We start from the raw sequence: 22,661 nt of genomic DNA on the forward strand, positions 1-22,661 counted from the left end.
GAAACCGATATGAAAAAATATATTCTTTCATTAGACCAAGGAACAACAAGCTCACGCGCAATTCTTTTCAATAAAAAAGGTGAAATTGTTCATTCAGCTCAAAAAGAGTTTACACAACATTTTCCAAAGCCAGGCTGGGTAGAGCATAATGCACAAGAAATTTGGGGATCTATTTTAGCAGTTATCGCAACTTGCTTAAGCGAAGCGGATGTAAAACCAGAACAAATCGCTGGTATCGGTATTACGAACCAACGTGAAACAACGGTTGTATGGGATAAAACAACTAGTAAACCAATTTACAACGCAATCGTATGGCAATCTCGCCAAACAGCTGAAATTTGTGATGAGTTAAAAGAAAAAGGTTATAGCGAAATGGTTCGCGAAAAAACAGGTCTTTTAATTGATGCATACTTCTCTGGTACGAAAGTAAAATGGATTTTAGATAACGTTGAAGGTGCAAGAGAAAAAGCAGAAAACGGCGATCTATTATTCGGAACAATTGATTCGTGGCTTGTATGGAAACTATCTGGTGGTAAAGCACACGTAACAGATTACTCAAACGCATCACGTACGTTAATGTTTAACATTCACGACTTACAGTGGGATGATGAGCTTCTAGAAATGTTAACAGTACCAAAGAGCATGCTTCCAGAAGTGCGTCCATCATCTGAAATTTACGGAGAAACAATTGATTATCACTTCTTCGGCCAAAATGTACCGATTGCAGGTGTAGCTGGTGACCAACAAGCAGCATTATTTGGACAAGCTTGTTTCGGTGAAGGTATGGCGAAAAATACTTACGGAACTGGTTGTTTCATGTTAATGAACACTGGTGAAAAAGCAGTAGCTTCTGAGCACGGTCTATTAACAACAATTGCATGGGGAATAGATGGTAAAGTAAACTACGCATTAGAAGGAAGTATTTTCGTAGCGGGTTCTGCAATTCAATGGTTACGTGACGGAATGCGCATGTTTAAAGATGCAAGTGAGAGTGAAGTGTATGCGAGTCGCGTTGAATCAACTGACGGTGTATACGTTGTACCAGCATTCGTTGGACTAGGAACACCTTATTGGGATAGTGAAGTACGCGGCGCTATGTTTGGTGTAACGCGCGGTACGACGAAAGAGCATTTCATTCGTGCAACGCTAGAATCTTTAGCTTACCAAACGAAAGATGTATTATGCGCAATGGAAGCAGATTCAGGTATTGAGCTGAAAACATTACGCGTTGATGGCGGAGCAGTTAAAAATAACTTCTTAATGAAGTTCCAAAGTGATATTTTAGATGTTCCTGTAGAGCGTCCAGTGATCAATGAAACAACGGCTCTAGGTGCAGCATACTTAGCTGGTCTTGCGGTTGGATATTGGAAAAACCAAGATGAAATTAAAGAACAGTGGCATATGGACAAACGCTTTGAGCCAACGATGGAAGCGAAAACAAGCGAAGAGCTATATGCTGGATGGAAAAAAGCAATTGAAGCAACAAAAGCTTTCAAATAATCATAAACAGTGTTATAATGGTGACAAGTTAATAATTCGGTAGGAGATTTGGAGAGACCACAACGCGCTATAGAGGCGAAATCTATAGCGGAGTTTGTGGTCTCTTTTTTCGTTATCAAAGGGAGGAATTACCATGAAATTTTCAAGTAAACAACGTAAAGACGTATTAAACGGAGTAAATAAACAAGAGTTAGATGTGATCGTAATTGGTGGAGGTATTACTGGTTCTGGTATTGCATTAGATGGAGCAACACGCGGGTTATCAACAATTGTGTTTGAAATGCAGGACTTTGCAGCAGGTACATCAAGTCGTTCAACGAAGCTTGTACACGGTGGTCTACGTTATTTAAAACAACTTGAAGTGAAAATGGTAGCAGAGGTGGGTAAAGAGCGCGCGATCGTATATGAGAACGGTCCCCATGTAACAACACCAGAGTGGATGTTACTTCCGTTCCATACAGGCGGTACGTTCGGATCATTTAGTACATCAATTGGTCTTCGTGTATACGACTTCTTAGCAGGTGTAAAACGAAGCGAGCGCAGAAAGATGTTTAACCGTGAAGAAACATTAAACAAAGAGCCTCTTGTAAAAAAAGAAGGATTAAAAGGCGGCGGTTACTACGTAGAATATCGTACAGACGATGCGCGTCTTACAATTGAAGTAATGAAAGAAGCAATTGAGCATGGTGCGAAAGCTGTTAACTACACAAAAGTAGACAGTTTCTTATATAAAGATGGAAAAGTATGCGGTGTACGTGTAATCGATTTACTAGACGGTGAAGTGTACGAAGTTTACGGTAAGAAAATTGTAAACGCAGCTGGTCCTTGGGTAGATACACTTCGTGAAAAAGATAACTCGAAAAAAGGAAAAGTACTTCAGTTATCAAAAGGTGTTCACTTAGTAATTGATCAAAAACGTTTCCCATTAGGTCAAGCGATTTACTTCGATACACCAGATAAACGTATGGTGTTCGCGATTCCTCGCGGAGGAAAAACATACGTAGGTACAACAGATACGTTCTATGATAAAGACGCAGCTGTACCACAAATGACAACAGAAGATCGCACATACATCATTAATGCGATTAACTACATGTTCCCAAGCGTGAAAATTACAGAGAAAGACATTGAATCAAGCTGGGCTGGTGTTCGTCCGTTAATTTATGAAGAAGGTAAGAGCGCATCTGAAATTTCTCGTAAAGACGAAATTTGGACTTCTGAATCTGGTTTAATTACAATCGCAGGTGGTAAATTAACTGGATACCGCAAAATGGCTGAAATGGTAGTAGACTACGTAACGAACTTACTACAAAAAGAAGGTCATAGCGCATATCCGAAGAGCGACACGAAACATATGCCAATCTCTGGTGGACATGTAGATGGTTCACACGGATTCCCAGCATTCGTTGCGAAAAAAGCTGGCGAAGGTACGAAATATGGTTTAACAACAGCACAAGCAGAAGAATTCGCGAAATTCTACGGCTCTAACGTTGACGTACTATTTGATTTAGCGAAAAAACATAAAGACGAAGCGAAAGAATACAACATGCCACTAGACGTTCTAATCCCGCTTGTATACGCAATGGATTACGAAATGACAGCAAAACCAGTTGACTTCTTCGTACGCCGCAGAGGCGCTGTGTTCTTCAACATCCACTGGGTATACGAGTGGAAAGAAGCAGTAACCAACTACATGGCTGCGAAACTAGGCTGGAGCAAAGAAGAACAAATGAAATATACAGCTGAACTAGAAAAAGCATTAACAGATGCTGTAATTCCTGTAGATCAACAAGAACAGGCAGCTGCGTTAGCATAAAATAGAGAACCACCTGAAGGGGAGCCTTTAGGTGGTTTTTTTATGGGGTATTTTTCTAACTATGTTGCATAACGACATATGTTGTTATACTATGTATATAAGGTGGTGGTATTGTTGGACAAAGAAATCTTGAAGGGAAGTATAGATATTTTATTACTTTCTATCATTGCAAAACGTGATACATACGGATACGAAATAGCTCAAAGTTTAAAGGATGCAAGTGAAGATTTGTATAGTATGGGACAGGGAACTTTATATCCTGCTTTAAAGAGATTAGAGAAAAAGGAGTTTCTTGAATCTTATTGGAATGAATCTGAGAATGGGATGAAAAGGAAATTCTATACTATTACAGATAAAGGGAAAAAAGAATTGCAGAAGAAAGTGAACTCTTGGGAGAGTGTAACAGCATTAATTCAAGCTTGTCAGAAAGGAGTTATTTATGAGTGAATTTGACGAGTATATTAAGTCTATTTTAGCCTATTCAGAACTTAGTGATATTGAACAGGATGAGTTATTTCTAGAAATGTATGATCACTTGAACAGCTTGAAAGAAGAATATATGGAACAAGGTATGAATGAAAAAGAAGCGATTTATAAAGCGATTCAAAGTTTTGGAGAATCAAAAGTTATTGGCGTAGAGATTAATAAATCGGTATACGAAGTTCCTAGGCCATTAAAGGTATTATCAAAAATTTTATGTATTCCTTATATAATCATTTGTTTTATTGTCTTTTTAGGAACGTTTATTTCAACTTCTACATTTGACTCTGTTCGCAGTTTGACAGGTGGTGGGACTGTCTATCATCCCATTGAATTTTGGCAGCAATTTTTACATATATCTGATTTAGAAACGTTATTACAACTTTTTGGAATAACACTTTGGCAAGTTAAAGATTTTATTGCACATCCAGGTCCTTGGGGAAACTCAACTTATTGGTTAAGCGTTTTACAACATATAATATTAGTAGTTCCATTCGGATTTTTCGTTCCAGTGCTCATTAATAAAGTGACTAACTATAAGAAAGCTCGTAAGTGGTATGTTATGACCTTTCTTGTTTGGGAGATATTACATTTACTAACTTTGTCTGATGTTTTTGATGTGTGGCGGATTGCTATAAATATGCTCGGTGCGTCGGTAGGATATCTTTTATTTATAAGCATAATGCAACTGGATAATAAATTTAGGGTTATGCGAAAGAAGATATTTGAAAATTAGCTCGCTATTCTGTAGTTTAAATTATACAAATTTAATTTGATGGTAATAGAGTATCGCTGAAAACATAGGTACTATGTAGTGAGAGGATTTTTTATATTCGTAATAGGTGTTGTTCCTTGTTTAATCCTACTGTTATGAAGCGGGTACATAATCCGTCTTTATTGGTGCTATAAATGATGAGAGCGGCACAGCTGAACTAGAAAAAGTCTAGAACAACAAGAACAGGCAGCTGTGTTAGCGTAAAATAGAGAACCACCTGAAGGGGAACCCTTTAGGTGGTTTTTCTCTTGACTAAGAATAAATAAAATGTGTTACAATGATGATAGAGTATTTAGTGTGAATTTTGCATAAAATAAAAAAGACAGAAGCCTGAGAAACTTCTGCCTTGTGTAACCTAACTTGCTATTGTGGTGGTAGTAGGTGCGGTTATAAGACAATTACATTAACGTTTTAGCCGAGAACCGCCCTTACCTTTTCCACGAAGCAGGGTGGTTCTCGCTTTTTTGTATACAGAAATTAGCCACGGACCGACGTATCTTCTACCGATGACAACGCCAGCTCCGGTTAGGATACCATACACTAATTTAATTACAAACATCGCGATCATATTATCACCTCCCCCCTTTTTTCAAAATGGAAGAGATGATTGCCACACCTACTAGTTATAGCTTATTAAGTTACATTTTAATTGTATTATGTTTTAAAATAGGGAACAAGATATATGGATGAAAATTCCTGTTTTTAAGCAGAGCATTAGTGTCAGGGGACAAGAAGTAAATAAATATACATAAAAAAACGGTATGGACATTACCATCCGTATTTTTTTATGTATTTATAAAACTTTTCCATACAGTGCGTCGTCTAATATATGGGAAGGAGGAAATGATGTGGATGAATTAACGATAGAAGCGTTTGAAATAGAAGATAAGGAGGACCTTATCGACGAAATAATGAACAAGTATGGACAAGAAGTCCTACAGCTTGTGTATTCATATGTGAATAATAAAGAGGTTGCGGAGGATGTAACGCAAGATATATTTGTGAAATGTTATAAATCTCTTCATACATACAAAGGGAAATCGAATGTGAAAACGTGGTTATGGAGAATTGCGATCAATCAATGTAAGGACTATATAAAAAGTTGGTATAACAAAAAGGTAATCGTTACAGAGGATGAATTTGCGTATATTGGGATTCAAAATGATAGTGTCGAACAAACTGTCATTCAAAATTCTGAGGATAGTAGGTTAGCTTCTGCAGTAATGAATTTACCGATAAAATATCGAGAAGTCATTTATCTATTTTATTATGAAGAATTATCAATTAAAGAGATTGCTATGGTAATAGACGTAAAGGAAAATACGATAAAAACGAGACTGAAAAAAGCGAAGGAACTTTTGAAGGAAGGATTGGAGGAATAATCAAATGGAAGATCGATTAAAAGGCTTGCGAAAATCAATGGAGAACACAACGTTTAAACATTTGAGTTTTTCTGATCAACACCAGAAGCAGGTGCGCGAAAAAATTAAGCAATCGTCCGAAAAGGAAGAAGATATCCTTTTAGCAGTGTTACAACTTCTTATGAATGAAAAAACAGGTTATGAATTGATGCAGTTGCTAAGAGGGAGAGGGATTCAAAAATTCGAAGGTGATGAAGGGTCTCTATACACTTTATTACATCGTTTAGAACGGAATCGCTTTATCCAATCTAGCTGGGATCACGCAGGAGCTAAATATTATCAATTAAATGATAAAGGAAACAAGATGCTGCGAAAGGCAGAGAAGAATGCTACGAAGGCACGATTTATATTAAAAGGCTTAGTACAGGAGTGAGAAAAAATTGAACAAAAAAGGGGAGCGTTTTTTAAAAGAAGTTACGAACCATATTAAATCAAAAGAAGCGAAGGACTTAGTAGCAGCTGAACTAAATTTTCACTTGAAACAGGCGAAGAATATGTGGATGGATAAAGGATTAAGTGAGGAAGTTGCTGAAGATAAGGCTGTTGAACAAATGGGGAGTCCGATTAAACTTGGCCGGGAACTTAACAAACTTCATAAGCCAAAGGTGGATTGGTTCTTACTTATTTTATTAGTAGCTGCTATGGGGTTAGGGTTTTTACCAATAATCGCTCTTGGGCATACGAACGATTTACTAATGAACAAAGTAATTTTTGTAATTCTCGGCATTGCAACAGCTGTTGGGATGATGCTGCTTGATTACCGGAAGCTAGAAAGACTCGGGTGGCTGTTTTATACAATTGGAATACTTATCTTGTTAGCTATAAAATGTTTTCCGACTGGTTACGTGATTGGGGAAGCGATAATAAAAATTGGCCCCATCAAAATTGACTGTTTAATGACGATACCATTCTTCTTTCTAGCTTGGGCTTCTTTTTTCAATAATAGTAGGTTAAAGTTTATACATCTTCTCATGTTGTACGTATTTTCTTTATATTTATTTTCAACTATATCAATTCTTTTACCCGTTTTCATCTACATTACGATGGTATTTGTTATGCTTTGGTGGAGTAAGTTAGGAAAGAAAACGGCATGGCTCATTACGATTTTACCTATTGTACCATTGATTATTAGGGATCTACTTTCCTGGTCTGCTGTAAAAGAATACCGTATGGCCAGAGTTTTAGGAATGTTAAACCCAGAGCATGATCTATGGTATTTACGTTTAAAAGAGGCGATGTCTTCAGCAGGTTGGTTCGGTACATATGAAAATATAAAGTCTATCCGTGCTGCCCATACTGATTTTGTATTTGCAAGTTTGAATTATTATTATGGATATGTACTTGCGCTAGTTCTTGTCGTGATTCTTTCTCTTTTTGCAGTAAGAATAATGAACATAGCTTATAAAATAAATGATGGTTATGGTAAATTGCTTCTCGTTGGCGGAGTGACTCTTTTTGTAATCCATTTTATTTGTAACGTTGGCATGACCCTCGGGATATTACCACGTGTTTCTATACCATTACCTTTTATTAGCTACGGATTGATACCAACTCTGTTTCATGCATTTATAATGGGAATTGTGTTAAGTGTATATCGACGTAAAGATATTCCTTTTAGAATGAGAAAAACACCTTGATGATTATCAAGGTGTTTTCGTTATGAGTTCAAAACTATCCGAATCAGCCCCAAGCACAAAAGGACTAATCTCGCCAACACTATAAAGGTGCAATTCATGCATCGCTCGCGTACAAGCAGTGTAGAACAATCTACGAACGCTCTCATCACTGTACACATCTTTAGATGCATCGTAAATAATAACAGCATCAAATTCGATACCTTTCGCTAAGTAAGCAGGGATCACGACAATACCTTGCTCATACTCGGCTGAGTTACTTTTCACAAGTTTAATATTCTCGATATGATTAAGTGCTTCATAGGCAGCGGCGCTTTCAGCTGCGGATTTACAGATGATTGCGATCGTATTGTGCTGCTCTGTTTGTAGTGCAGCAACTTTAGCAGTAATATGTTCGTGTAGTTCGTTGTGATTAGCTACTTTCGTCACTGTAGGTTTCGCGCCGTCACGTTCAAAGGCGTGAATGTTCTTCCCTTCCGGTACGAGAGCACGTGTAAATTCAATAATCGGTTTTGTTGAGCGATAGCTACGAGTTAAGTTAATGCCGTTTGTTTCGTCTGGCCCGTATAAATTCGTAAGTGTATCGAAATTCACCGTTTCACTCGCATGGGCAAATATCGCTTGGTTAAAGTCTCCGAGTACCGTCATTCTTGCAGCAGGGAAGAGACGTTTTAAAAACTCGAACTGGAACGGAGAGTAATCTTGCGCTTCATCTACGAGTACGTGTTTAATCGATCTGTTCGTTTGGAAGCCTTCAATTAATTCTTTTAAAAGTAAAAATGGAGTCGCATCCTCGTAATATAGCTTTCCTTCATCAAGCATGTTTACTGTTAATGAGCAAATGTCATCCCACTCTTTCGGTTTTTCCCCAGGAACCCATGATGCATCTGTGAAGAGCTGTTTATATATGCCTGTGAAATTGATGAAACGCAATGTTTGAACGCCTTTACGAAGCGGCTTCATTTTTTTACGGACAATCATACGCCCAAGTACTCTTGTTTCTTTCTCAAAGTCTTGAAAGGAGTTGTCGTCAAACTCGCCTTTTTTCTGTAAATATTTATAAGCCTTTTGGTATTCATCTTTACTAAGTAATTCAATTTCCTCTTCTACCCAAGGCTTTTTCAGTTCTGCTTTTTCAAGTGCATCTATTTGTTTATTTAGCCAATCCGTTAACTTTTCAATTCTATTATTGAAACGAAGGGAGGAGTCTGTATTGTAAAATTGCTCTGTAATTTCTTTAGCTGAGGCAATCAGTTTTCCTCTAAATTTCATTCCTCTAAATAGCATGCCTGAAGATTCAAGAGATTGTCTGTACGCTCTAATCATCTCGAAAAATTGAGTGGATGCTTTAAATCGAATGCTCGCATTTCTCGTTTTATAGGTAGGGCTATTCGTTTCAGTTAGCATATATTCTAATTGCTCATAAGGGTCTTCAACGTCAAATGACTTACTCAGTCTATGATTTAAATATTCTTGGAATGTCACTTGCTGCATATTTTCTTCACCGAGTTCAGGTAGTACGTTAGAAACGTAGCTATTGAACATAGAGTTAGGGGAGAAGAGAATAATTTGATCCGCTTTTAGCCATTCGCGATATTTATATAGTAAGTAGGCGATTCGCTGCAGGGCAGCTGACGTTTTACCACTACCAGCAGCTCCTTGCACGATAAGGAGTCGGCCTTCATCGTGACGAATAATTTCATTTTGTTCACGCTGAATTGTAGCGACGATACTTTGCATATGTTTGTTCGTACCTTTTCCGAGCGCTTGTTGCAAGATTTCATCGCCAATTGTAAGGCTCGTATCGAACATAGAATCAATCTCGCCATTTTGAATAATGTATTGTAATTTTTTCTCCACATTACCGTGGATTACGCCTCCTGGTGTACTGTACTCAGCTGGTCCTGGTGGATAATCGTAGTATACACTCGAAATAGGTGCGCGCCAGTCATATATAAGAAAGTTTTCTCCGCTAGCATCCGTAAGTGTAGCAACACCGATATAAATTTGATCCGCAGCAGATTCTCCTTCTTCTTTGAAATCAATTCGTCCAAAATAAGGTGCTTTATGCATGCGTCTTAATGCGGCAAGTCGATTAAAGGTATGCTTATGGGTAATTTGTGTGACAGCTAGTGACTGAGCTTGTTGTCTTAAGTTGATAACTGTTTCAAGATAATCATCAAAAGTATCCGTGTTCACTTTCACATCATCCCAAAAGTGTTTACGAATATTGATTACTTCTGCCCGGCGTCTGCCAGTTTCGTTTTCCAGTTTATCAATTTGCTCCGTAATTGTCTCGATTACGGTATCCAATCTTTTTTGCTCTAAATCAAGTTTTTTGTTCATACGGTAAGCACTCCTTTAAAAGTGAAAAATAGAGGTTGACTGAAGATGTGTTTTGGTGTACAATTAAAATACGGATAAATACGTTCCTTTCATTTTAGAAAACGTGTTTCTGTACTAATTTAACATAGTTTTTGAATTTAATCAATGATAATAAGATAAACCTTGGTTCTGCGTGGCGTGGATCAAGGTTTTTTTGTGTTTTTCTTTAAGGAAGAATTGCAATTTTATTGAGGAGAATGTAAGTAAAGCAAAGAAGAAAATCAGGAATAGGGGGATACTGATGCAAAAATATTTTGAGGAAGCGCATCGTTTTTGTTCTCGTAATAGAAAGCACTTAGAAAAGGATGTTATATGTGGTTGTTTCTATTGTTTAGAAATTTTTCATCCAAAAAAAATTACAGAGTGGTGGGATGATGATAACACAGCAGTTTGTCCGCATTGCGGGATTGACTCTATTATAGGAGAAAGTTCTGGATTTAAAATTACAGAAATGTTTTTAAGTGAAATGCATAAAAGATGGTTTTAGTTAAACGAATGAAAAAATAAACTTTCGTTAACGAAGAGGATACATAAAAAAGCTCGGGCCTAAGCCCAAGCTTTTTACTTCATTATTTCTTTTCTTCTTTTTTATCGTCAGCTTTTTTCTCTTCGAAAAGATCTTTTAAATCTTTATCGTCAACTTTTACGTCAGCTTTTTTGATTTCTTTCATCATAAGATCATTCATGAATGCAGCATCTTGTGCTTTCTTCTGAACTAGATCTTTTTTGATGTCGCCTTTTACTTCATCAAATGGTTTTTGTTCTTTAATGTCTGTTACTTTAATGATGTGGTAACCGAATTGTGATTTCACAGGTTCGCTTACTTCATCTTTTTTCAGCTTGTAAGCAGCATCTTCGAATTCTTTAACCATTTTACCAGCAGTAAAGTAGCCAAGGTCTCCGCCTTTTTCTTTTGAACCAGTATCTTCAGAGTATTGTTTCGCTAACTCTTCGAAAGATTTACCTTGTCCAAGTTCTTCTTTTACCTTTTTCGCAGTAGCTTCATCTTTTACAAGAATGTGGCTTGCTTTAATTTCAGGCTTGTAGTTTTCTTTTAGTTCTTTATCAGTGATTGTTTTCTCGATAGCTTTTTCTTGAGCTAATTGAGCACGCACACCAGTTTTTATAGTTTCTTCTTTAATACCTTGTTGTTTTAATAGTGTATCGAATTGATCACCGTATTGTTTTTTCATTTCATCGAACTTTTTGTCTACATCTTTGTCTTCAACTTTGTAGTTTTTAATAAGTACTTTTTCCATAACCATGTTGTTTAGTACTTGTTTACCAGCTTGTGTCTTCATTTGATCGTAGAATTCTTCTTTTGTAATGTCACCAGCTTTAGATGTAACAATTTTGTCTGATGATGATGTTCCACATGCTGATAATGCGATTACACTTGTTGCGGCTAAGGCAAGCATAGCTTTCTTCATTCGATAAACACTCCTACTATTATGTATTTTTAATTTATCCTACACCAATGAATTTTGATTCATAAGAGCCCGATTAAGTCTCACTGATACTTTTGCTTTTTTATATTGGTAAAGCGCGCTTAACAGGGCTTACCGAGGCTGAGGATAAAGTTTTGATGAATGTTTTGTTCTATAGTATAAGCAATATGTACAAAATTTAATATATCATATTTCGAACCGTTTTCATATTGATAAAGAAAAATTAACCAGCACGTGTCAGATTTTGAAAGTGTGCCATATTGGGCGTATGCCGCATATACAGAATAGAGGAGGGGATGGGGATGAATTCTCAACTTATTTTATTACTTGTACTGTTTATTTTATTGGTTATTGTAGGTATAATTTGCTTATAGAGGAAAAAAGTGAGGAAGGGGCTTTCCTTCCTCACTTTCCATGAAATATAATTTCTATATAACTAGAAATTAATAAAATTGTTATACATACATTAATAACCCGAAAGACACCGGGCTGGCGGCTCGCAGCTATTTGTTTTCGTTCACACAGTGTATGTGTCATGAAATTCGTGTAAAATATAACAAGAAGTGCAAATGCGACAAAAACAACTGTTATAAGTGTCATGAGGCGAGACCTCCTTTTGGCTAAAATACATATACATATATTGTATCACACGATATTTTGTTCGTGTTACAAAATTCAGAAATAGAAGACTTTGTGTTAGAAAGTGAGGGAGAAAATGGACGTTGTTAGAAGATTAGAACAAGCTGAATACTATGTAGACCTACTATTTAAAATGATTGATGAAGAGAAGTGTCCATTTTATTCTTTGATCATAAAGAAAAAAGCTCGTAAAAAAGATATTGAACGTATACTAAATCTTTGTGAAAAACTGAACGAGCAATATGTAGTGGAGAAAGCAGAAGGGCTTCTTTTGTTCGATGCGCTGTTAGATCAATTTGAAAAAGCGCTTCCACATCAGCTCGAAGTACACGAAACTGCGGAAGCGCTAGCAAAACAGGGTTTATTTAAGCCGCTTATGAATGAATTCTTAAGCATGATTGCGAAAAAATAAATAGATTATTTCTTAACTAACTTTTGATCGGATTCTGTAAAGTTCTCTTCAATATCTTCTAATGATTTCTCAAAAATATCGATAAAGTCTTGTCCGTAAATATTACGCAGGATTGCAATCAGTTCGATATTTTCTGGGAACTTCCCATAAAAATTACGAAGTGCAAGAGCCCCATTAAACACTGAATTATTTTCAGGATCATACTCCTCCATTAAGCGAAGTAGTAATTCTTCCCCTTTGTCTGTAATTTCAATGTACGTATTTCGTTTATCATCTTCTTTTTTTGAGAATACAAGATAGCCGCGTTCTTCTAGCTTTTTAGAGAAGTTAAATGCCGTTGATACGTGCATAACTCCAAACTTAGCAATCTCAGAAATAGAAGCCCCTTTTAAATGATAAGCGATTGTTAAAATATGATGTTCATTAATATTTAAATCGTAAGGTTTAATCCACTGCTGCCAATCTTTCTCTACACATTTCCATAACGCTTTCGATAATTGAGCAATGCGTTGGCTGAAAATCATCGCTTCTTTTACCGAGTAATCTTTTTCTCCACTTTTCATTTACTCACCCACTTTAACATTCTTTTTCATTACTATCTATTATGCCAGTAAAATAAAAATTAATAAAGTCTTTTTGTAAGAATTGTGAAAATTTTTTAACAAAATGACATTCTATACAAATCATGCATAACTATGGAAGCGTTTTATGAGTCGTGAATACATGCGTTGTCCTTACATGTTAATTGATAACATATATTGTAAATGCATAAAAACACGGCATATCTATACGATATGCCGTGTCAAGGTCAATTTATATAAAAAATATTTGTTATATGCAAAAAACTAAGCAGGAATTTGTTTACGCTTTTTCTGGAACAGCTTCTTGCAGTTTCTCAATTGACTTTTGGATGTCCAAAATTTCTTTCTCAATATGGCGCTTGTTTTGAGAAATATCTTGTTTCCAATTAGAAAGCGTGTCTTGCATGTCATCTTTTAGTTCTTGAAACACTTCTTTACCTTCTGAAGCAGTTTCAACAATTTGACGCTTTAATAATTTCGTATCAGCTGTAATATCAGCTAAAGTCTTTTTAATATCATTTCCTTTTTCTTTTAACTTGCCGCGCATGTCTTTACCAGAAGAAGGAGTTGAGAAAAGAACGGCTAGTCCAGCAACTGCTCCGCCGCAAATAACACCTGTAATAAAGGATTTAGCTTTTGACATAAAAGGAGACCTCCTTATTTTTTGTTCGTATTCATGATGTGAAAAAATATGCATATCTTTCTTATATGTGCTATGCACAAACAATCATCCCTGAGCATTTTAGGTGAAGAAACAAGCCATGCGGAATTTGATGACTTCAGGGAAGTGGCTTGTTATGTATTACGCCTTCTTATAGTGTCATTATTTCACACTATTTGCAATTGTACTTGCGATGTTTTGTAAATTTTCCATAGTGTATTCATTTTGGTGTGATTTCCAAACAGCACCGAAACCATCTTTTTCACCGTAGCGTGGAATTAAATGAAGGTGGAAGTGGAACACAGTTTGTCCAGCTTTTTCACCGTTATTGTTAAGTAGGTTAAAGCCAACTGGATTAAACTCTGTTTTAATCGCATTTGCGATTTTTGGAACGACAGAAAAAATATGTGATGCGATTTCTGGCGTTAACGCAAAAATGTCTTGTTTGTGAACTTTCGGAATAACAAGAGTATGTCCTTTTGTTACTTGACTAATATCTAAAAATGCAAGCACATGTTCATCTTCGTATACTTTTGAGCAAGGGATTTGCCCGTCAATGATTTTACAAAAAATACAATTGTCTGCTGTATGATTCATTGATCTCATCCTTTCAAATATCCTTAGCCGTATTTTACCATAATTACATAAGAGAACAAACACGAAAAACAGGAAGCTGACTCAGCTTCCTGTTTTCTGAAGAGGGATTGAAAAAGCATTATCGTAATTTACGTTTCGCAGACACCTCATTTATTTAAGAAATGCACGGTAAATCGGCTAAAGTTTCTGCCGTAGACACCCCATTTTCAAGTGAAATGAATTGCAATCTTTTTTAAAATGAAATTGTTTATTTTTTAAAACAGTATATGCTCTTTCAGAGACACCCCGTTTCGAAAATGAAACAAATGATCTGGTTATGTGTAAATTTCATTGTCCAACTTGGACACCCCATTTCATGATGACTTCACTATGTTGTTGTACTCATCAATTGGTGGTTGCTTTTTCAATGTGTTCCTTCTTCAATAATTATGATGTCCGCTTTCGGGAAATTATATGCTAATAAATTTTAAAATTTTTTTTGAGTACATGGATACTATGTAGTACAGCATAATTTTTGGTAAGATGAATATAGAATGAATACTAATGAAGAAAGTGGTGTCGTATGAGCGAGTTATTGCGTGTAGAAAATGTTACAGGAGGATATACGAAACGACCTGTATTAAAAGACGTTTCGTTCTCTGTTAATAAAGGCGAACTTGTCGGCTTAATCGGTTTAAATGGAGCTGGTAAAAGTACGACGATTAAACATATTATCGGTTTAATGGAACCGAAAAAAGGAACTGTCACAATTAATGGGAAAACAATTCGTGATGATATGACAGCGTACCGTTCTAGCTTTTCATTTATTCCGGAAACGCCGGTATTATATGATGAATTAACGTTAGAAGAGCATTTGAAATTAACAGCTATGGCGTATGGCGTGGATGAAAAACAATATGAAGAACGTGTAGGACAACTACTACAAGAGTTTCGTATGAAAAATCGTTTAAAATGGTTTCCATCTCATTTCTCAAAAGGGATGAAACAAAAAGTAATGATTATGAGCGCATTTTTAGTGGAGCCATCTCTTTACATAGTAGATGAACCTTTCGTTGGATTAGATCCGTTAGCGATTCAATCCCTTCTTCAAATGATGGACCAAATGAAAAAGAGTGGTGCCGGTATTTTAATGAGCACACATATTTTAGCGACGGCAGAGCGTTATTGTGATTCGTTCATTATTTTGCATCAAGGTGAAGTAAGAGCGAAGGGAACGCTATCTGAACTGCAATCACAGTTTAATATGCCAGGTGCAACGTTAGATGATATTTACATTGCATTAACGAAGGAAGAAGATTATGAATAGCACAGCGTTATGGAAAGAACGATTTCGTCAATTTCTAAAAGAAGTTCGTACATATAGTAAATACGTATTTAATGATCATTTGAAATTTATTTTCGTGTTCATCATCGGTGCGGGAGCGTATTATTACCAGCAATGGTTACAAACGTTAACAACTTCGTTTCCAACTGCGCTCGTAATGGCAGTATTAATTGGACTCGTGTTAACGGCTGGATCCATTCAAACGTTATTAAAAGAAGCGGATCTCGTTTACTTACTGCCAGTTGAAGAAAAGTTAAAACCTTACTTCACAAAGGCATTTCTTTTTACATTTATGATTCAGTTATACATAATCGCAATCGTAGCAGCTGCGCTTGCTCCGTTATACTTCCAACAAATGAAGCAAACAGGAGCTGGCTACATATGGATCGTACTCGCATTTGTCATTGTAAAAGCGTGGAATTTATTTGTAGCGTGGGAAAAGTCATTTTTAACAGATCAAAATATACAAAGGGCTGATTGGTTTATTCGTTTTATCCTAAACGGTTTATTTGTATATTTCCTTGTAGAACGTACTTCAGTTCTTTTCATTGGTGGAATCGTCCTTCTCATGGTGTTATACCTTGCTATCATGCATCAAATGGTCAAAGGAAAGCCACTAAACTGGGAGTATTTAATTTCCGAAGAAGGTAAGAAGATGATGCTGCTGTACCGCATTGCGAATATGTTCGTTGATGTACCAGCATTAAAAGAAAGAGTAGCCCGCAGAAAATGGCTAGATTTCATTCTGTCGATGATAGGCGAAAAGCGTACATATTTATACTTATATACGAGAACATTTTTAAGATCAGGTAACTATTTTGGATTATATGTGCGCCTGCTCGCTCTAGGCGGAGTTATTCTTTACTTCATTCCGTTTTTATATGGACGATTTATCGTAAGCCTTATCTTCCTATACTTAATCGGTTATCAGCTATTAACTTTATGGAAACATCACCGCATGAAAATTTGGCTTGATTTGTACCCAGTAGGCGGAGAAGAGAAGAAGAAAGATTTTCTTACTTTATTAAATGCAATTCTTATTACAGGTAGCGTTATATTTACAATTATATTTGCACTAGCAACGAAAGATTTCATGATGACAGGAATTTTACTTATCGTAAGCATATTATTTAGTATCGGTTTCGTTTACCAATACGGGGCGAAGCGCATTGAGCGTTTAAATTGAAAGGAATGAACCTATGATTACATACGAAGAGAAGGTTATAAAAGAATTGGAGCAGTGGAAAGCTACATTCATGAAAGATTCTTCTATGATGACACGGTTCTCCAAAAAAGTGCAGACGAAGGTGCAACAGCTCATTCCGGCGAAAGTACAAAAGGTACTAACAGAGACGATTCGTATGATGGTGCAAACGATTAGCGCCGGGTCAAACTTTATAAAGCCGAAGCTAAAAGAGACGACATGGTCACTGCAAAGACGTGACGATGAAGTTCGTAAAAAAATGGATGAGTACAAAAAAATAGCAGCGGCAGAAGGAGCAGGGACTGGAGCTGGTGGTATTCTCCTCGGTCTTGCTGACTTTCCGCTTTTACTTACAATTAAAATTAAATTTTTATTCGATGCAGCGACATTGTACGGATTTGATACGAGTAAACAAGAAGAGCGTCTTTTTATCCTTCATGTTTTCCAACTTGCCTTTTCAAGTGACGATCACAGAAAAGAAATATGGAAAGCAATCGAAACGTGGGATACAGAAAAAGAAAATCATATGGACTGGGAAAAGTTCCAAACAGAATACCGAGACTATATCGATTTAGCAAAAATGCTTCAGCTCGTCCCGGTAATCGGCGCCCCGGTCGGCGCATATGCGAACTATCAATTACTGCAAAGGCTTGGAGAAGTGACGATGAATTGTTATCGTATGCGATTGCTGAATAGAGATTAAAAACAAGGCGTCCTACATATGTAATGTAGGACGCCTTTTCTTAGAAGCTAAGTCCGATATAGCTAATTCCAGCTATAATCAATACGATAAAAAGTACAATGATTAATGAAAATCCGCTCTTACCAGCTTGTCCCGCTTCACCGCCGCCATTACCACCACTACCGCCATTACCACCAAGTCCCATATGATATCCTCCTTATTGTTATATGTTGCTTTTACTTTATAACTTTCTGTATTTTCCAATAAATACCTTCTGTAGTGCTAACTAAATTGAAAATCATTTCGTTTTGTTTTATAATTTACTTACCGACCGGTAAGTAAAAATAAGTGAGGTACAGTATGACGAAGAATTTACAAACATCGCAGAACATTGTAGAGGCATCATTTAAACTTATGGCAGAACACGGCATTGAGAAGATGAGTCTTTCCATGATTGCGAAAGAGGTAGGTATTTCAAAACCGGCTATTTACTATCATTTTTCTTCTAAAGAAGCGTTAGTTGATTTTTTATTTGAAGAGATTTTTTCTGATTATCATTTTACAAAGTACTTTAATGAAGAGCGGTATACGAAAGAAAACTTTGCAGAAAAGCTAATCGCAGATGGTTTACATATGCTCTCTGAGTATGAAGGGCAAGAAGGAATACTACGCGTTATCAATGAATTTATCGTAACTGCATCACGAAATGAAAAGTATCAGAAACGTTTATTTGAAATACAAGAGGATTTTTTGCATGGTTTCCACGATTTATTGAAGAAAGGCGCGAGACTGGGCGTTGTGTCACAACATGAAACGGAAGAAAATGCTCATACGCTAGCGCTTGTGATCGATAATATGAGCAACTATATGCTCATGGGATTCCATTTAAAGTATAAAGAAATTTGGATTCGAAATGTGAAAAACGTCATGAAGGAGGAGTAAAGATGAAAATGCAAAAAAACTGGTGGCTCGGTTTTCTTGGATTTATTGGGATTTATAAAATACCAGGTATGATTGAAGCTTTTCAAGCGGATGGAAGTTGGATGAAGTTAATCGGTTTCATTTGGTTACTTTGGTTCGGATATTTTATTCCTGAGAAGAAAGAAGATTAAATTTCAATTTTCTGTAAAGTTATGTAAAATGTAGATTAAGAGTATTCATATATTAGATTACTAGATTTGGAGTGGTTACATGGATTCATTGAAAAATGAAATTCACCCTGACATGGTCAAGGTGTGGAAAGCGCGTTCTTTAATTGAGCTAGGAATCAGTATTATAGTCATTTTTGCATATCTTTTCTTTATGATTAAGTTTAATTGGTGGGCTTGGATTTTCTATGTGCTCATCGGATTAACAATCGTATATACACCGTTTGATTACTTTACGTTTCCGAAACTACGTCAACGTTATTACAGCTACCAACTAAATGAAGAAGAACTTGAAATTCAGCATGGCCTTTTCGTTGTTAAGCGTGTATTAGTGCCGATGATTCGTGTACAGCACGTAACGATTGAACAAGGACCAATTATGAGAAAATATGGCTTAGCAGAATTACACATTTCAACAGCAGCAACTTCTCATAGCATCCCAGGTTTAACGATGTATGAAGCTGAAATGTTGAAAACGAAAATAGCAGAATTAGCGAAAGTGAGTGATGAGGATGTATAAAAGGCAGCATCCAATCACGATGTTATTAGAGTTAAAAATAACAGACTTTATACCACTCATTATTTTCATGTTTAGCTTAAACGGAAAGTTCCCGTTTTGGTATTTAATTCCCGCTGCATTTGGTTTACTCACCGTTTTTTCAGCGTTTGAAAAATGGTATTACACAACATACTGGGTTGAAAATAACGTATTACATGTGAAACAAGGTCTCTTTGTGAAAAAGGAGAGCTACTTAAATAAAGAACGTGTTCAAACGATTAATACAAGTTCTAACGTACTATATCAAATGCTCGGTTTGAAAAAAATTCAGATTGAAACAGCTGGCGGGGGCGATGAAGCAGAAGTTAGCTTAGCTGGAATTACGGCAGAAGAAGCGGCGGAGCTTATTACTTTGCTAAATGAGCCAACTCCAGAAGTGAAAGCAGAAAAAACGTTAGACGAAGCAGCAGAAAATGTAGTAGAAAAAGCAATTGTTACAGAGGAAAAACAAACGACAGAATATAAATTAACTTGGAAAGAGATTTTATTAGCATCTGTTACATCTGGTCAATTTGGACTATTATTCTCTTTAATCTTTTTCGTCTATCACCAAGTAGATGAGTACATTCCGAAATGGATAGAGAATGGCGTAAAGTCGTATGTAATGGAACATGATATATATGGCTGGATTTTCATGGTAGCCATGTTACTCGTTCTTTCTTGGATTATATCTACAATCGGTTACGCGTTAAAACATGGCGATTTCACAGTGAATCGAAGAAATGACGAAGTTCGCATTTCGCAAGGATTACTTGAGAAAAAAGAGCTCGTACTAAAATTGCATCGTATTCAAGGTATTACGATAAAAGAAAGTATTTTACGCCAACCATTCGGTTATTGTGCTGTGCAAGTAGAAGTCATTCAAAGTAAAGGAATGGGTGACGAAAAAGAAAAGGTTACACTGCACCCAATCATTCGAAAAGATCGAGTACAACAGTTACTCGCCCATTTACAATTACCATACGAACTGAATGCAAATATTACTTCGTTACCAAAAGCAGCATTGCGCCGCTATCTCATTGATAGTTTCATCTTTTTCGCTATGCTCGCAATCCCGCTTACTGGAATAGGCATATACTTTGAAAAGTATTACATCATGTGGGCATTACTACCGCTCGCAATCCTTATCTTTACACTTGGATACGCAACATTTAAAACAAATGGTTACAGTGTTAACGGAGAACAAATTACACTTGTCTATCGTAGCGTCGGAAAATATACAGGACTTATTAGAAGAAGACACGTCCAATCAATGGAGAAGACACAATCATATTTCCAGCGCCGTGCGGATTTATGTACGTATAAGTTTTCGAGTGCATCATCTAGTTACAAAATAGAGCATACGAGAGTAGAAGATGCGGAGAGAATGCAGGATTGGTATAAGAAGAAGTTAAGTGAGAATTAAGTGGAACGGCTCGCCTTTCGCGGAAGACGGGCTATTTTTTTATGCGAAAATAATGAATAATATATGTAAAGAAACAAGCGAGGTGAATGAGAGTGAGCAAATTTTTAATACCGTATTCATTTTCTATATTAAGTTTCTTTATTTCAGCAACAGCACTTGATTTATATGATAGGATGGGAAACAATAGTGAGCTGGTTTCGCCGAACATAATTGGAAAGATAATTCAATCTACTGCGCAAATGGGAGTCCTTACATTGTATTTCGGAGTACCTATTATTTTAGGTGGCTGTCTACTTGGTGAGCTATTGTTTAGAGGTATCATTTTACGATTTAGACTAAGCTATATTCTATCTTTATTATTATATTTACTTTTAGCTTTTAGTATTGTTTCTGTAACGGTTGGAATTCCAACTACATATGAGGATTCTAATACTACCTTCATGGTAATAACTATGATTTGCGCTGTTACATTCTTTATGGGCCGGAATATATGGGAGAAAAAAGAAATGAATAATGGAGTAACAGAATGAAATATACATGTCCGTGCTGCGGGTATAGAACAATAGAAGAAGAACCACCAGGTACATATGAAATTTGTAATATATGTTACTGGGAAGATGATGAGGTACAGTTTAACGATCCTGACTTTGAAGGCGGTGCAAATGAAGTCTCGTTAAGACAAGCACAGAAAAATTTTATTGCATTTGGTGCTTGCGAGGAATGTTTTGTTGGATTAGTTAGAAAACCGACTAGTGAAGATGTGAAGGATGCTAGTTGGCAGCGAATTTGTTAAGTAAAATGTTATTACTCAATTCAATGGGAGTAATAACATTTTTTATTTAGTGCTGAAAGAATTACTGCCGTCTTATAAAGTAATAAGAAGGACTAAATTGGTAAATTTTATTAATGGATATATTTTCAATAAATACAAAAGTATAGATGTATAGTCAGCTTTGTGTGTTTAATGTTATCATATTGAATGATATGGAAATTTTTAATAGAATAAGTAACTAAAAATTCAAAGGTAATGAAGCTTTTGTTGTATAAAGAAAATACTTAGTAGTAATCAACAATATTAAAAATAAGATTCGTATTTATATAAATTTAGTAGAAATGGGGTTTTAAAAAGGAATGAGTATAAGCATAACGCGGCAAAAGATTTTGGCGGCCGCTTCTCAAATTGTGCAATGTAAAGGGGTTGCTAAATTAACCTTAGAAGCAGTGGCAAAAGAGGCGGGTGTAAGTAAAGGTGGATTATTGTATCACTTTTCAAATAAAGAAGCTTTAATAGAAGGTATGATAGTCAGAGGGGTAGAGGATTATGAGGGAGCCATTTACAATAAAGTAGCGGAAGACTCAGAGAGGAAAGGGAGATGGGTTCGCTCTTTTGTAGAGGAAAGATTAAATAATGAGAGAAGAACAGAAGAGTTGTCTAGTAGTATGATGGCAGCATTCATGTTAAAACCTGAATTACTTGAGCCATTACAACAATCATTTCAGCAACTGCAAAAGAATATAGAAAACGATGAGATAGATTCAGTTTGTGCAACAATTATTAGATTAGCAGCAGATGGATTATGGTATTCGGAATATTTAGGGGTTGGCAGACTAAGCCCCGAGTTAAGAGAAAAAGTGATTCAAGCTCTTATTAGTAATTCATATAAATAGAATATACGAACTATATAATGCGAAAACAATTCACCATTGCTTCTTTAATGTAGTGGTGAATTGTTTTTTTTATTAGAAAAATAGAACAATTTTATAGAGTATTGAATTATAACCGTCCAGACGGTATAGTAATATTTGGTTTAAGAGGAAAATGAAACAAAAAAAGAATAAAAGATATTTTTAGCACACTATTCGAAAGGATAGGCCGCAAAGCTTAGAGTCTACGGTAATACATATTGGTTACTAAGATCGTCTGGTTGCACATTTTTGATGCAACCGGACGGTCTTTTTTTGTTATATAAATATAAAAAATAGGAGGGAA

Annotated in this window: 26 protein-coding genes and 1 riboswitch; of the genes, 19 read left to right on the plus strand and 7 right to left on the minus strand. The window is 36.1% G+C overall.

Going from position 1 to position 22,661, the window contains the following annotated elements; genetic code table 11:
- The first annotated feature begins 9 nt into the window (after nucleotides 1–9).
- The 7 genes from glpK to ACTL4X_RS05380 all read left to right on the plus strand — a co-directional run bounded on the left by glpK (nucleotide 10) and on the right by ACTL4X_RS05380 (nucleotide 7,629).
- A complete protein-coding gene (gene glpK, locus ACTL4X_RS05350) occupies nucleotides 10–1,500 on the plus strand; it encodes a glycerol kinase GlpK (RefSeq protein ID WP_000760011.1) in 1,491 nt (496 codons plus the stop codon).
- A gap of 133 nt (nucleotides 1,501–1,633) precedes the next feature.
- Nucleotides 1,634–3,316 (plus strand): aerobic glycerol-3-phosphate dehydrogenase, encoded by a 1,683-nt coding sequence (glpD, locus tag ACTL4X_RS05355; protein WP_441395005.1) that lies wholly within the window; start codon nucleotides 1,634–1,636, stop codon nucleotides 3,314–3,316.
- A 114-nt stretch (nucleotides 3,317–3,430) separates the two neighbouring features.
- Nucleotides 3,431–3,763 carry a PadR family transcriptional regulator gene (locus ACTL4X_RS05360; RefSeq protein ID WP_000356630.1) on the plus strand — a complete coding sequence of 111 codons (333 nt, stop codon included), beginning with the start codon at nucleotides 3,431–3,433 and terminating at the stop codon, nucleotides 3,761–3,763.
- Nucleotides 3,756–4,532: a VanZ family protein gene (locus tag ACTL4X_RS05365; protein ID WP_001288377.1), complete on the plus strand. Its 777-nt coding sequence runs from the start codon at nucleotides 3,756–3,758 to the stop codon at nucleotides 4,530–4,532. The genes ACTL4X_RS05360 and ACTL4X_RS05365 overlap by 8 nt, the downstream gene beginning before the upstream one ends.
- An 887-nt stretch (nucleotides 4,533–5,419) precedes the next feature.
- A complete protein-coding gene (locus tag ACTL4X_RS05370) occupies nucleotides 5,420–5,953 on the plus strand; it encodes a sigma-70 family RNA polymerase sigma factor (protein WP_441395006.1) in 534 nt (177 codons plus the stop codon).
- 4 nt (nucleotides 5,954–5,957) lie between these two features.
- Complete coding sequence (locus ACTL4X_RS05375) at nucleotides 5,958–6,365, plus strand: PadR family transcriptional regulator (RefSeq protein WP_000390150.1); 408 nt, start codon at nucleotides 5,958–5,960, stop codon at nucleotides 6,363–6,365.
- Between the two features lie 7 nt (nucleotides 6,366–6,372).
- Nucleotides 6,373–7,629, plus strand: coding sequence for an FtsW/RodA/SpoVE family cell cycle protein (locus ACTL4X_RS05380; protein WP_441395007.1), 1,257 nt, complete (start codon nucleotides 6,373–6,375; stop codon nucleotides 7,627–7,629).
- Between the two features lie 6 nt (nucleotides 7,630–7,635).
- Here the strand turns inward: ACTL4X_RS05380 and helD are convergent, their stop codons facing one another.
- A complete protein-coding gene (helD, locus tag ACTL4X_RS05385) occupies nucleotides 7,636–9,972 on the minus strand; it encodes an RNA polymerase recycling motor HelD (protein ID WP_441395008.1) in 2,337 nt (778 codons plus the stop codon).
- A 280-nt stretch (nucleotides 9,973–10,252) separates the two neighbouring features.
- On the opposite strand from helD, the gene ACTL4X_RS05390 reads away from it, so the two are divergent.
- A complete protein-coding gene (locus tag ACTL4X_RS05390) occupies nucleotides 10,253–10,498 on the plus strand; it encodes a hypothetical protein (protein ID WP_001174907.1) in 246 nt (81 codons plus the stop codon).
- A gap of 82 nt (nucleotides 10,499–10,580) precedes the next feature.
- Here the strand turns inward: ACTL4X_RS05390 and prsA are convergent, their stop codons facing one another.
- Both prsA and ACTL4X_RS05400 read right to left on the minus strand, forming a co-directional pair.
- Nucleotides 10,581–11,441, minus strand: a complete 861-nt coding sequence (gene prsA / locus ACTL4X_RS05395; protein WP_000710058.1) for a peptidylprolyl isomerase PrsA — start codon at nucleotides 11,439–11,441, stop codon at nucleotides 10,581–10,583.
- 423 nt (nucleotides 11,442–11,864) lie between these two features.
- A complete protein-coding gene (locus tag ACTL4X_RS05400; protein ID WP_000172690.1) occupies nucleotides 11,865–12,059 on the minus strand; it encodes a hypothetical protein in 195 nt (64 codons plus the stop codon).
- A 115-nt stretch (nucleotides 12,060–12,174) separates the two neighbouring features.
- Here ACTL4X_RS05400 and ACTL4X_RS05405 point away from each other — a divergent pair, with 115 nt between their 5' ends.
- Nucleotides 12,175–12,510 (plus strand): DUF1878 family protein, encoded by a 336-nt coding sequence (locus ACTL4X_RS05405; protein ID WP_000383655.1) that lies wholly within the window; start codon nucleotides 12,175–12,177, stop codon nucleotides 12,508–12,510.
- Nucleotides 12,511–12,515: 5 nt separating this feature from the next.
- Here ACTL4X_RS05405 and ACTL4X_RS05410 read toward each other — a convergent pair whose 3' ends face one another.
- The 3 genes from ACTL4X_RS05410 to ACTL4X_RS05420 form a co-directional block, all read right to left on the minus strand.
- The gene (locus tag ACTL4X_RS05410) at nucleotides 12,516–13,073 is read right to left on the minus strand and encodes an HTH-type transcriptional regulator Hpr (protein ID WP_000834924.1); all 558 of its coding nucleotides are present in this window, start codon (nucleotides 13,071–13,073) and stop codon (nucleotides 12,516–12,518) included.
- Between the two features lie 298 nt (nucleotides 13,074–13,371).
- Nucleotides 13,372–13,734, minus strand: a complete 363-nt coding sequence (locus ACTL4X_RS05415; protein WP_000030302.1) for a YtxH domain-containing protein — start codon at nucleotides 13,732–13,734, stop codon at nucleotides 13,372–13,374.
- A gap of 180 nt (nucleotides 13,735–13,914) precedes the next feature.
- Nucleotides 13,915–14,349: an HIT family protein gene (locus tag ACTL4X_RS05420; protein ID WP_001016841.1), complete on the minus strand. Its 435-nt coding sequence runs from the start codon at nucleotides 14,347–14,349 to the stop codon at nucleotides 13,915–13,917.
- Between the two features lie 562 nt (nucleotides 14,350–14,911).
- Between ACTL4X_RS05420 and ecsA the strand changes: the two genes are divergently transcribed.
- Genes ecsA through ecsC form a run of 3 tightly spaced genes read left to right on the plus strand, consistent with a single transcriptional unit; the run spans nucleotide 14,912 to nucleotide 17,580 of the window.
- Nucleotides 14,912–15,655: an ABC transporter ATP-binding protein EcsA gene (gene ecsA / locus ACTL4X_RS05425; protein WP_001292603.1), complete on the plus strand. Its 744-nt coding sequence runs from the start codon at nucleotides 14,912–14,914 to the stop codon at nucleotides 15,653–15,655.
- Nucleotides 15,648–16,859: an ABC transporter permease EcsB gene (gene ecsB, locus ACTL4X_RS05430; RefSeq protein ID WP_086404441.1), complete on the plus strand. Its 1,212-nt coding sequence runs from the start codon at nucleotides 15,648–15,650 to the stop codon at nucleotides 16,857–16,859. Before ecsA ends, ecsB begins: the two co-directional genes overlap by 8 nt.
- Nucleotides 16,860–16,872: 13 nt before the next feature.
- Nucleotides 16,873–17,580 carry an ecs operon protein EcsC gene (gene ecsC / locus ACTL4X_RS05435; protein WP_000634142.1) on the plus strand — a complete coding sequence of 236 codons (708 nt, stop codon included), beginning with the start codon at nucleotides 16,873–16,875 and terminating at the stop codon, nucleotides 17,578–17,580.
- A gap of 40 nt (nucleotides 17,581–17,620) precedes the next feature.
- On the opposite strand, the gene ACTL4X_RS05440 is transcribed toward ecsC, so the two are convergent.
- A complete protein-coding gene (locus ACTL4X_RS05440) occupies nucleotides 17,621–17,764 on the minus strand; it encodes a YjcZ family sporulation protein (protein ID WP_000522758.1) in 144 nt (47 codons plus the stop codon).
- 155 nt (nucleotides 17,765–17,919) lie between these two features.
- On the opposite strand from ACTL4X_RS05440, the gene ACTL4X_RS05445 reads away from it, so the two are divergent.
- The 7 genes from ACTL4X_RS05445 (at nucleotide 17,920) to ACTL4X_RS05475 (ending at nucleotide 22,339) form a co-directional block, all read left to right on the plus strand.
- Nucleotides 17,920–18,501, plus strand: coding sequence for a TetR/AcrR family transcriptional regulator (locus ACTL4X_RS05445; protein ID WP_000164837.1), 582 nt, complete (start codon nucleotides 17,920–17,922; stop codon nucleotides 18,499–18,501).
- A 2-nt stretch (nucleotides 18,502–18,503) separates the two neighbouring features.
- Nucleotides 18,504–18,671, plus strand: coding sequence for a hypothetical protein (locus tag ACTL4X_RS05450; RefSeq protein WP_000783808.1), 168 nt, complete (start codon nucleotides 18,504–18,506; stop codon nucleotides 18,669–18,671).
- Nucleotides 18,672–18,750: 79 nt separating this feature from the next.
- Complete coding sequence (locus ACTL4X_RS05455; RefSeq protein ID WP_000377670.1) at nucleotides 18,751–19,227, plus strand: PH domain-containing protein; 477 nt, start codon at nucleotides 18,751–18,753, stop codon at nucleotides 19,225–19,227.
- Nucleotides 19,220–20,671, plus strand: a complete 1,452-nt coding sequence (locus tag ACTL4X_RS05460; RefSeq protein WP_074553954.1) for a PH domain-containing protein — start codon at nucleotides 19,220–19,222, stop codon at nucleotides 20,669–20,671. The genes ACTL4X_RS05455 and ACTL4X_RS05460 overlap by 8 nt, the downstream gene beginning before the upstream one ends.
- A gap of 86 nt (nucleotides 20,672–20,757) precedes the next feature.
- Entirely contained in the window at nucleotides 20,758–21,201 is a 444-nt protein-coding gene (locus tag ACTL4X_RS05465; protein ID WP_002025431.1) for a hypothetical protein, read from the plus strand.
- On the plus strand, nucleotides 21,198–21,464 hold the full coding sequence (locus tag ACTL4X_RS05470) for a CPCC family cysteine-rich protein (RefSeq protein WP_000877836.1): 267 nt from the start codon (nucleotides 21,198–21,200) through the stop codon (nucleotides 21,462–21,464). Before ACTL4X_RS05465 ends, ACTL4X_RS05470 begins: the two co-directional genes overlap by 4 nt.
- A gap of 338 nt (nucleotides 21,465–21,802) precedes the next feature.
- Nucleotides 21,803–22,339, plus strand: a complete 537-nt coding sequence (locus ACTL4X_RS05475) for a TetR/AcrR family transcriptional regulator (RefSeq protein WP_000028022.1) — start codon at nucleotides 21,803–21,805, stop codon at nucleotides 22,337–22,339.
- 172 nt (nucleotides 22,340–22,511) lie between these two features.
- Nucleotides 22,512–22,604, plus strand: a riboswitch (cyclic di-GMP riboswitch).
- Nucleotides 22,605–22,661: the final 57 nt, after the last annotated feature.

The organism is Bacillus sp. RE35 (assembly GCF_052146655.1).
GTDB classification, from domain to species: domain Bacteria; phylum Bacillota; class Bacilli; order Bacillales; family Bacillaceae_G; genus Bacillus_A; species Bacillus_A cereus.

What these genes read in the sequence shown, in the direction of transcription:
- ACTL4X_RS05475 (WP_000028022.1), top strand. Translation starts at nt 21,803, where the DNA reads ATGAGTATAAGCATAACGCGGCAAAAGATTTTGGCGGCCGCTTCTCAA.
- ACTL4X_RS05455 (WP_000377670.1), top strand. Translation starts at nt 18,751, where the DNA reads ATGGATTCATTGAAAAATGAAATTCACCCTGACATGGTCAAGGTGTGG.
- ACTL4X_RS05405 (WP_000383655.1), top strand. Translation starts at nt 12,175, where the DNA reads ATGGACGTTGTTAGAAGATTAGAACAAGCTGAATACTATGTAGACCTA.
- ACTL4X_RS05375 (WP_000390150.1), top strand. Translation starts at nt 5,958, where the DNA reads ATGGAAGATCGATTAAAAGGCTTGCGAAAATCAATGGAGAACACAACG.
- ACTL4X_RS05440 (WP_000522758.1), bottom strand. Translation starts at nt 17,764, where the DNA reads ATGGGACTTGGTGGTAATGGCGGTAGTGGTGGTAATGGCGGCGGTGAA.
- ACTL4X_RS05450 (WP_000783808.1), top strand. Translation starts at nt 18,504, where the DNA reads ATGAAAATGCAAAAAAACTGGTGGCTCGGTTTTCTTGGATTTATTGGG.
- prsA (WP_000710058.1), bottom strand. Translation starts at nt 11,441, where the DNA reads ATGAAGAAAGCTATGCTTGCCTTAGCCGCAACAAGTGTAATCGCATTA.
- ACTL4X_RS05390 (WP_001174907.1), top strand. Translation starts at nt 10,253, where the DNA reads ATGCAAAAATATTTTGAGGAAGCGCATCGTTTTTGTTCTCGTAATAGA.
- ecsA (WP_001292603.1), top strand. Translation starts at nt 14,912, where the DNA reads ATGAGCGAGTTATTGCGTGTAGAAAATGTTACAGGAGGATATACGAAA.
- ecsC (WP_000634142.1), top strand. Translation starts at nt 16,873, where the DNA reads ATGATTACATACGAAGAGAAGGTTATAAAAGAATTGGAGCAGTGGAAA.
- ACTL4X_RS05410 (WP_000834924.1), bottom strand. Translation starts at nt 13,073, where the DNA reads ATGAAAAGTGGAGAAAAAGATTACTCGGTAAAAGAAGCGATGATTTTC.
- ACTL4X_RS05415 (WP_000030302.1), bottom strand. Translation starts at nt 13,734, where the DNA reads ATGTCAAAAGCTAAATCCTTTATTACAGGTGTTATTTGCGGCGGAGCA.
- ACTL4X_RS05365 (WP_001288377.1), top strand. Translation starts at nt 3,756, where the DNA reads ATGAGTGAATTTGACGAGTATATTAAGTCTATTTTAGCCTATTCAGAA.
- ACTL4X_RS05460 (WP_074553954.1), top strand. Translation starts at nt 19,220, where the DNA reads ATGTATAAAAGGCAGCATCCAATCACGATGTTATTAGAGTTAAAAATA.
- glpD (WP_441395005.1), top strand. Translation starts at nt 1,634, where the DNA reads ATGAAATTTTCAAGTAAACAACGTAAAGACGTATTAAACGGAGTAAAT.
- ACTL4X_RS05420 (WP_001016841.1), bottom strand. Translation starts at nt 14,349, where the DNA reads ATGAATCATACAGCAGACAATTGTATTTTTTGTAAAATCATTGACGGG.
- glpK (WP_000760011.1), top strand. Translation starts at nt 10, where the DNA reads ATGAAAAAATATATTCTTTCATTAGACCAAGGAACAACAAGCTCACGC.
- ACTL4X_RS05445 (WP_000164837.1), top strand. Translation starts at nt 17,920, where the DNA reads ATGACGAAGAATTTACAAACATCGCAGAACATTGTAGAGGCATCATTT.
- ACTL4X_RS05465 (WP_002025431.1), top strand. Translation starts at nt 20,758, where the DNA reads ATGAGAGTGAGCAAATTTTTAATACCGTATTCATTTTCTATATTAAGT.
- ACTL4X_RS05470 (WP_000877836.1), top strand. Translation starts at nt 21,198, where the DNA reads ATGAAATATACATGTCCGTGCTGCGGGTATAGAACAATAGAAGAAGAA.
- ACTL4X_RS05400 (WP_000172690.1), bottom strand. Translation starts at nt 12,059, where the DNA reads ATGACACTTATAACAGTTGTTTTTGTCGCATTTGCACTTCTTGTTATA.
- ecsB (WP_086404441.1), top strand. Translation starts at nt 15,648, where the DNA reads ATGAATAGCACAGCGTTATGGAAAGAACGATTTCGTCAATTTCTAAAA.
- helD (WP_441395008.1), bottom strand. Translation starts at nt 9,972, where the DNA reads ATGAACAAAAAACTTGATTTAGAGCAAAAAAGATTGGATACCGTAATC.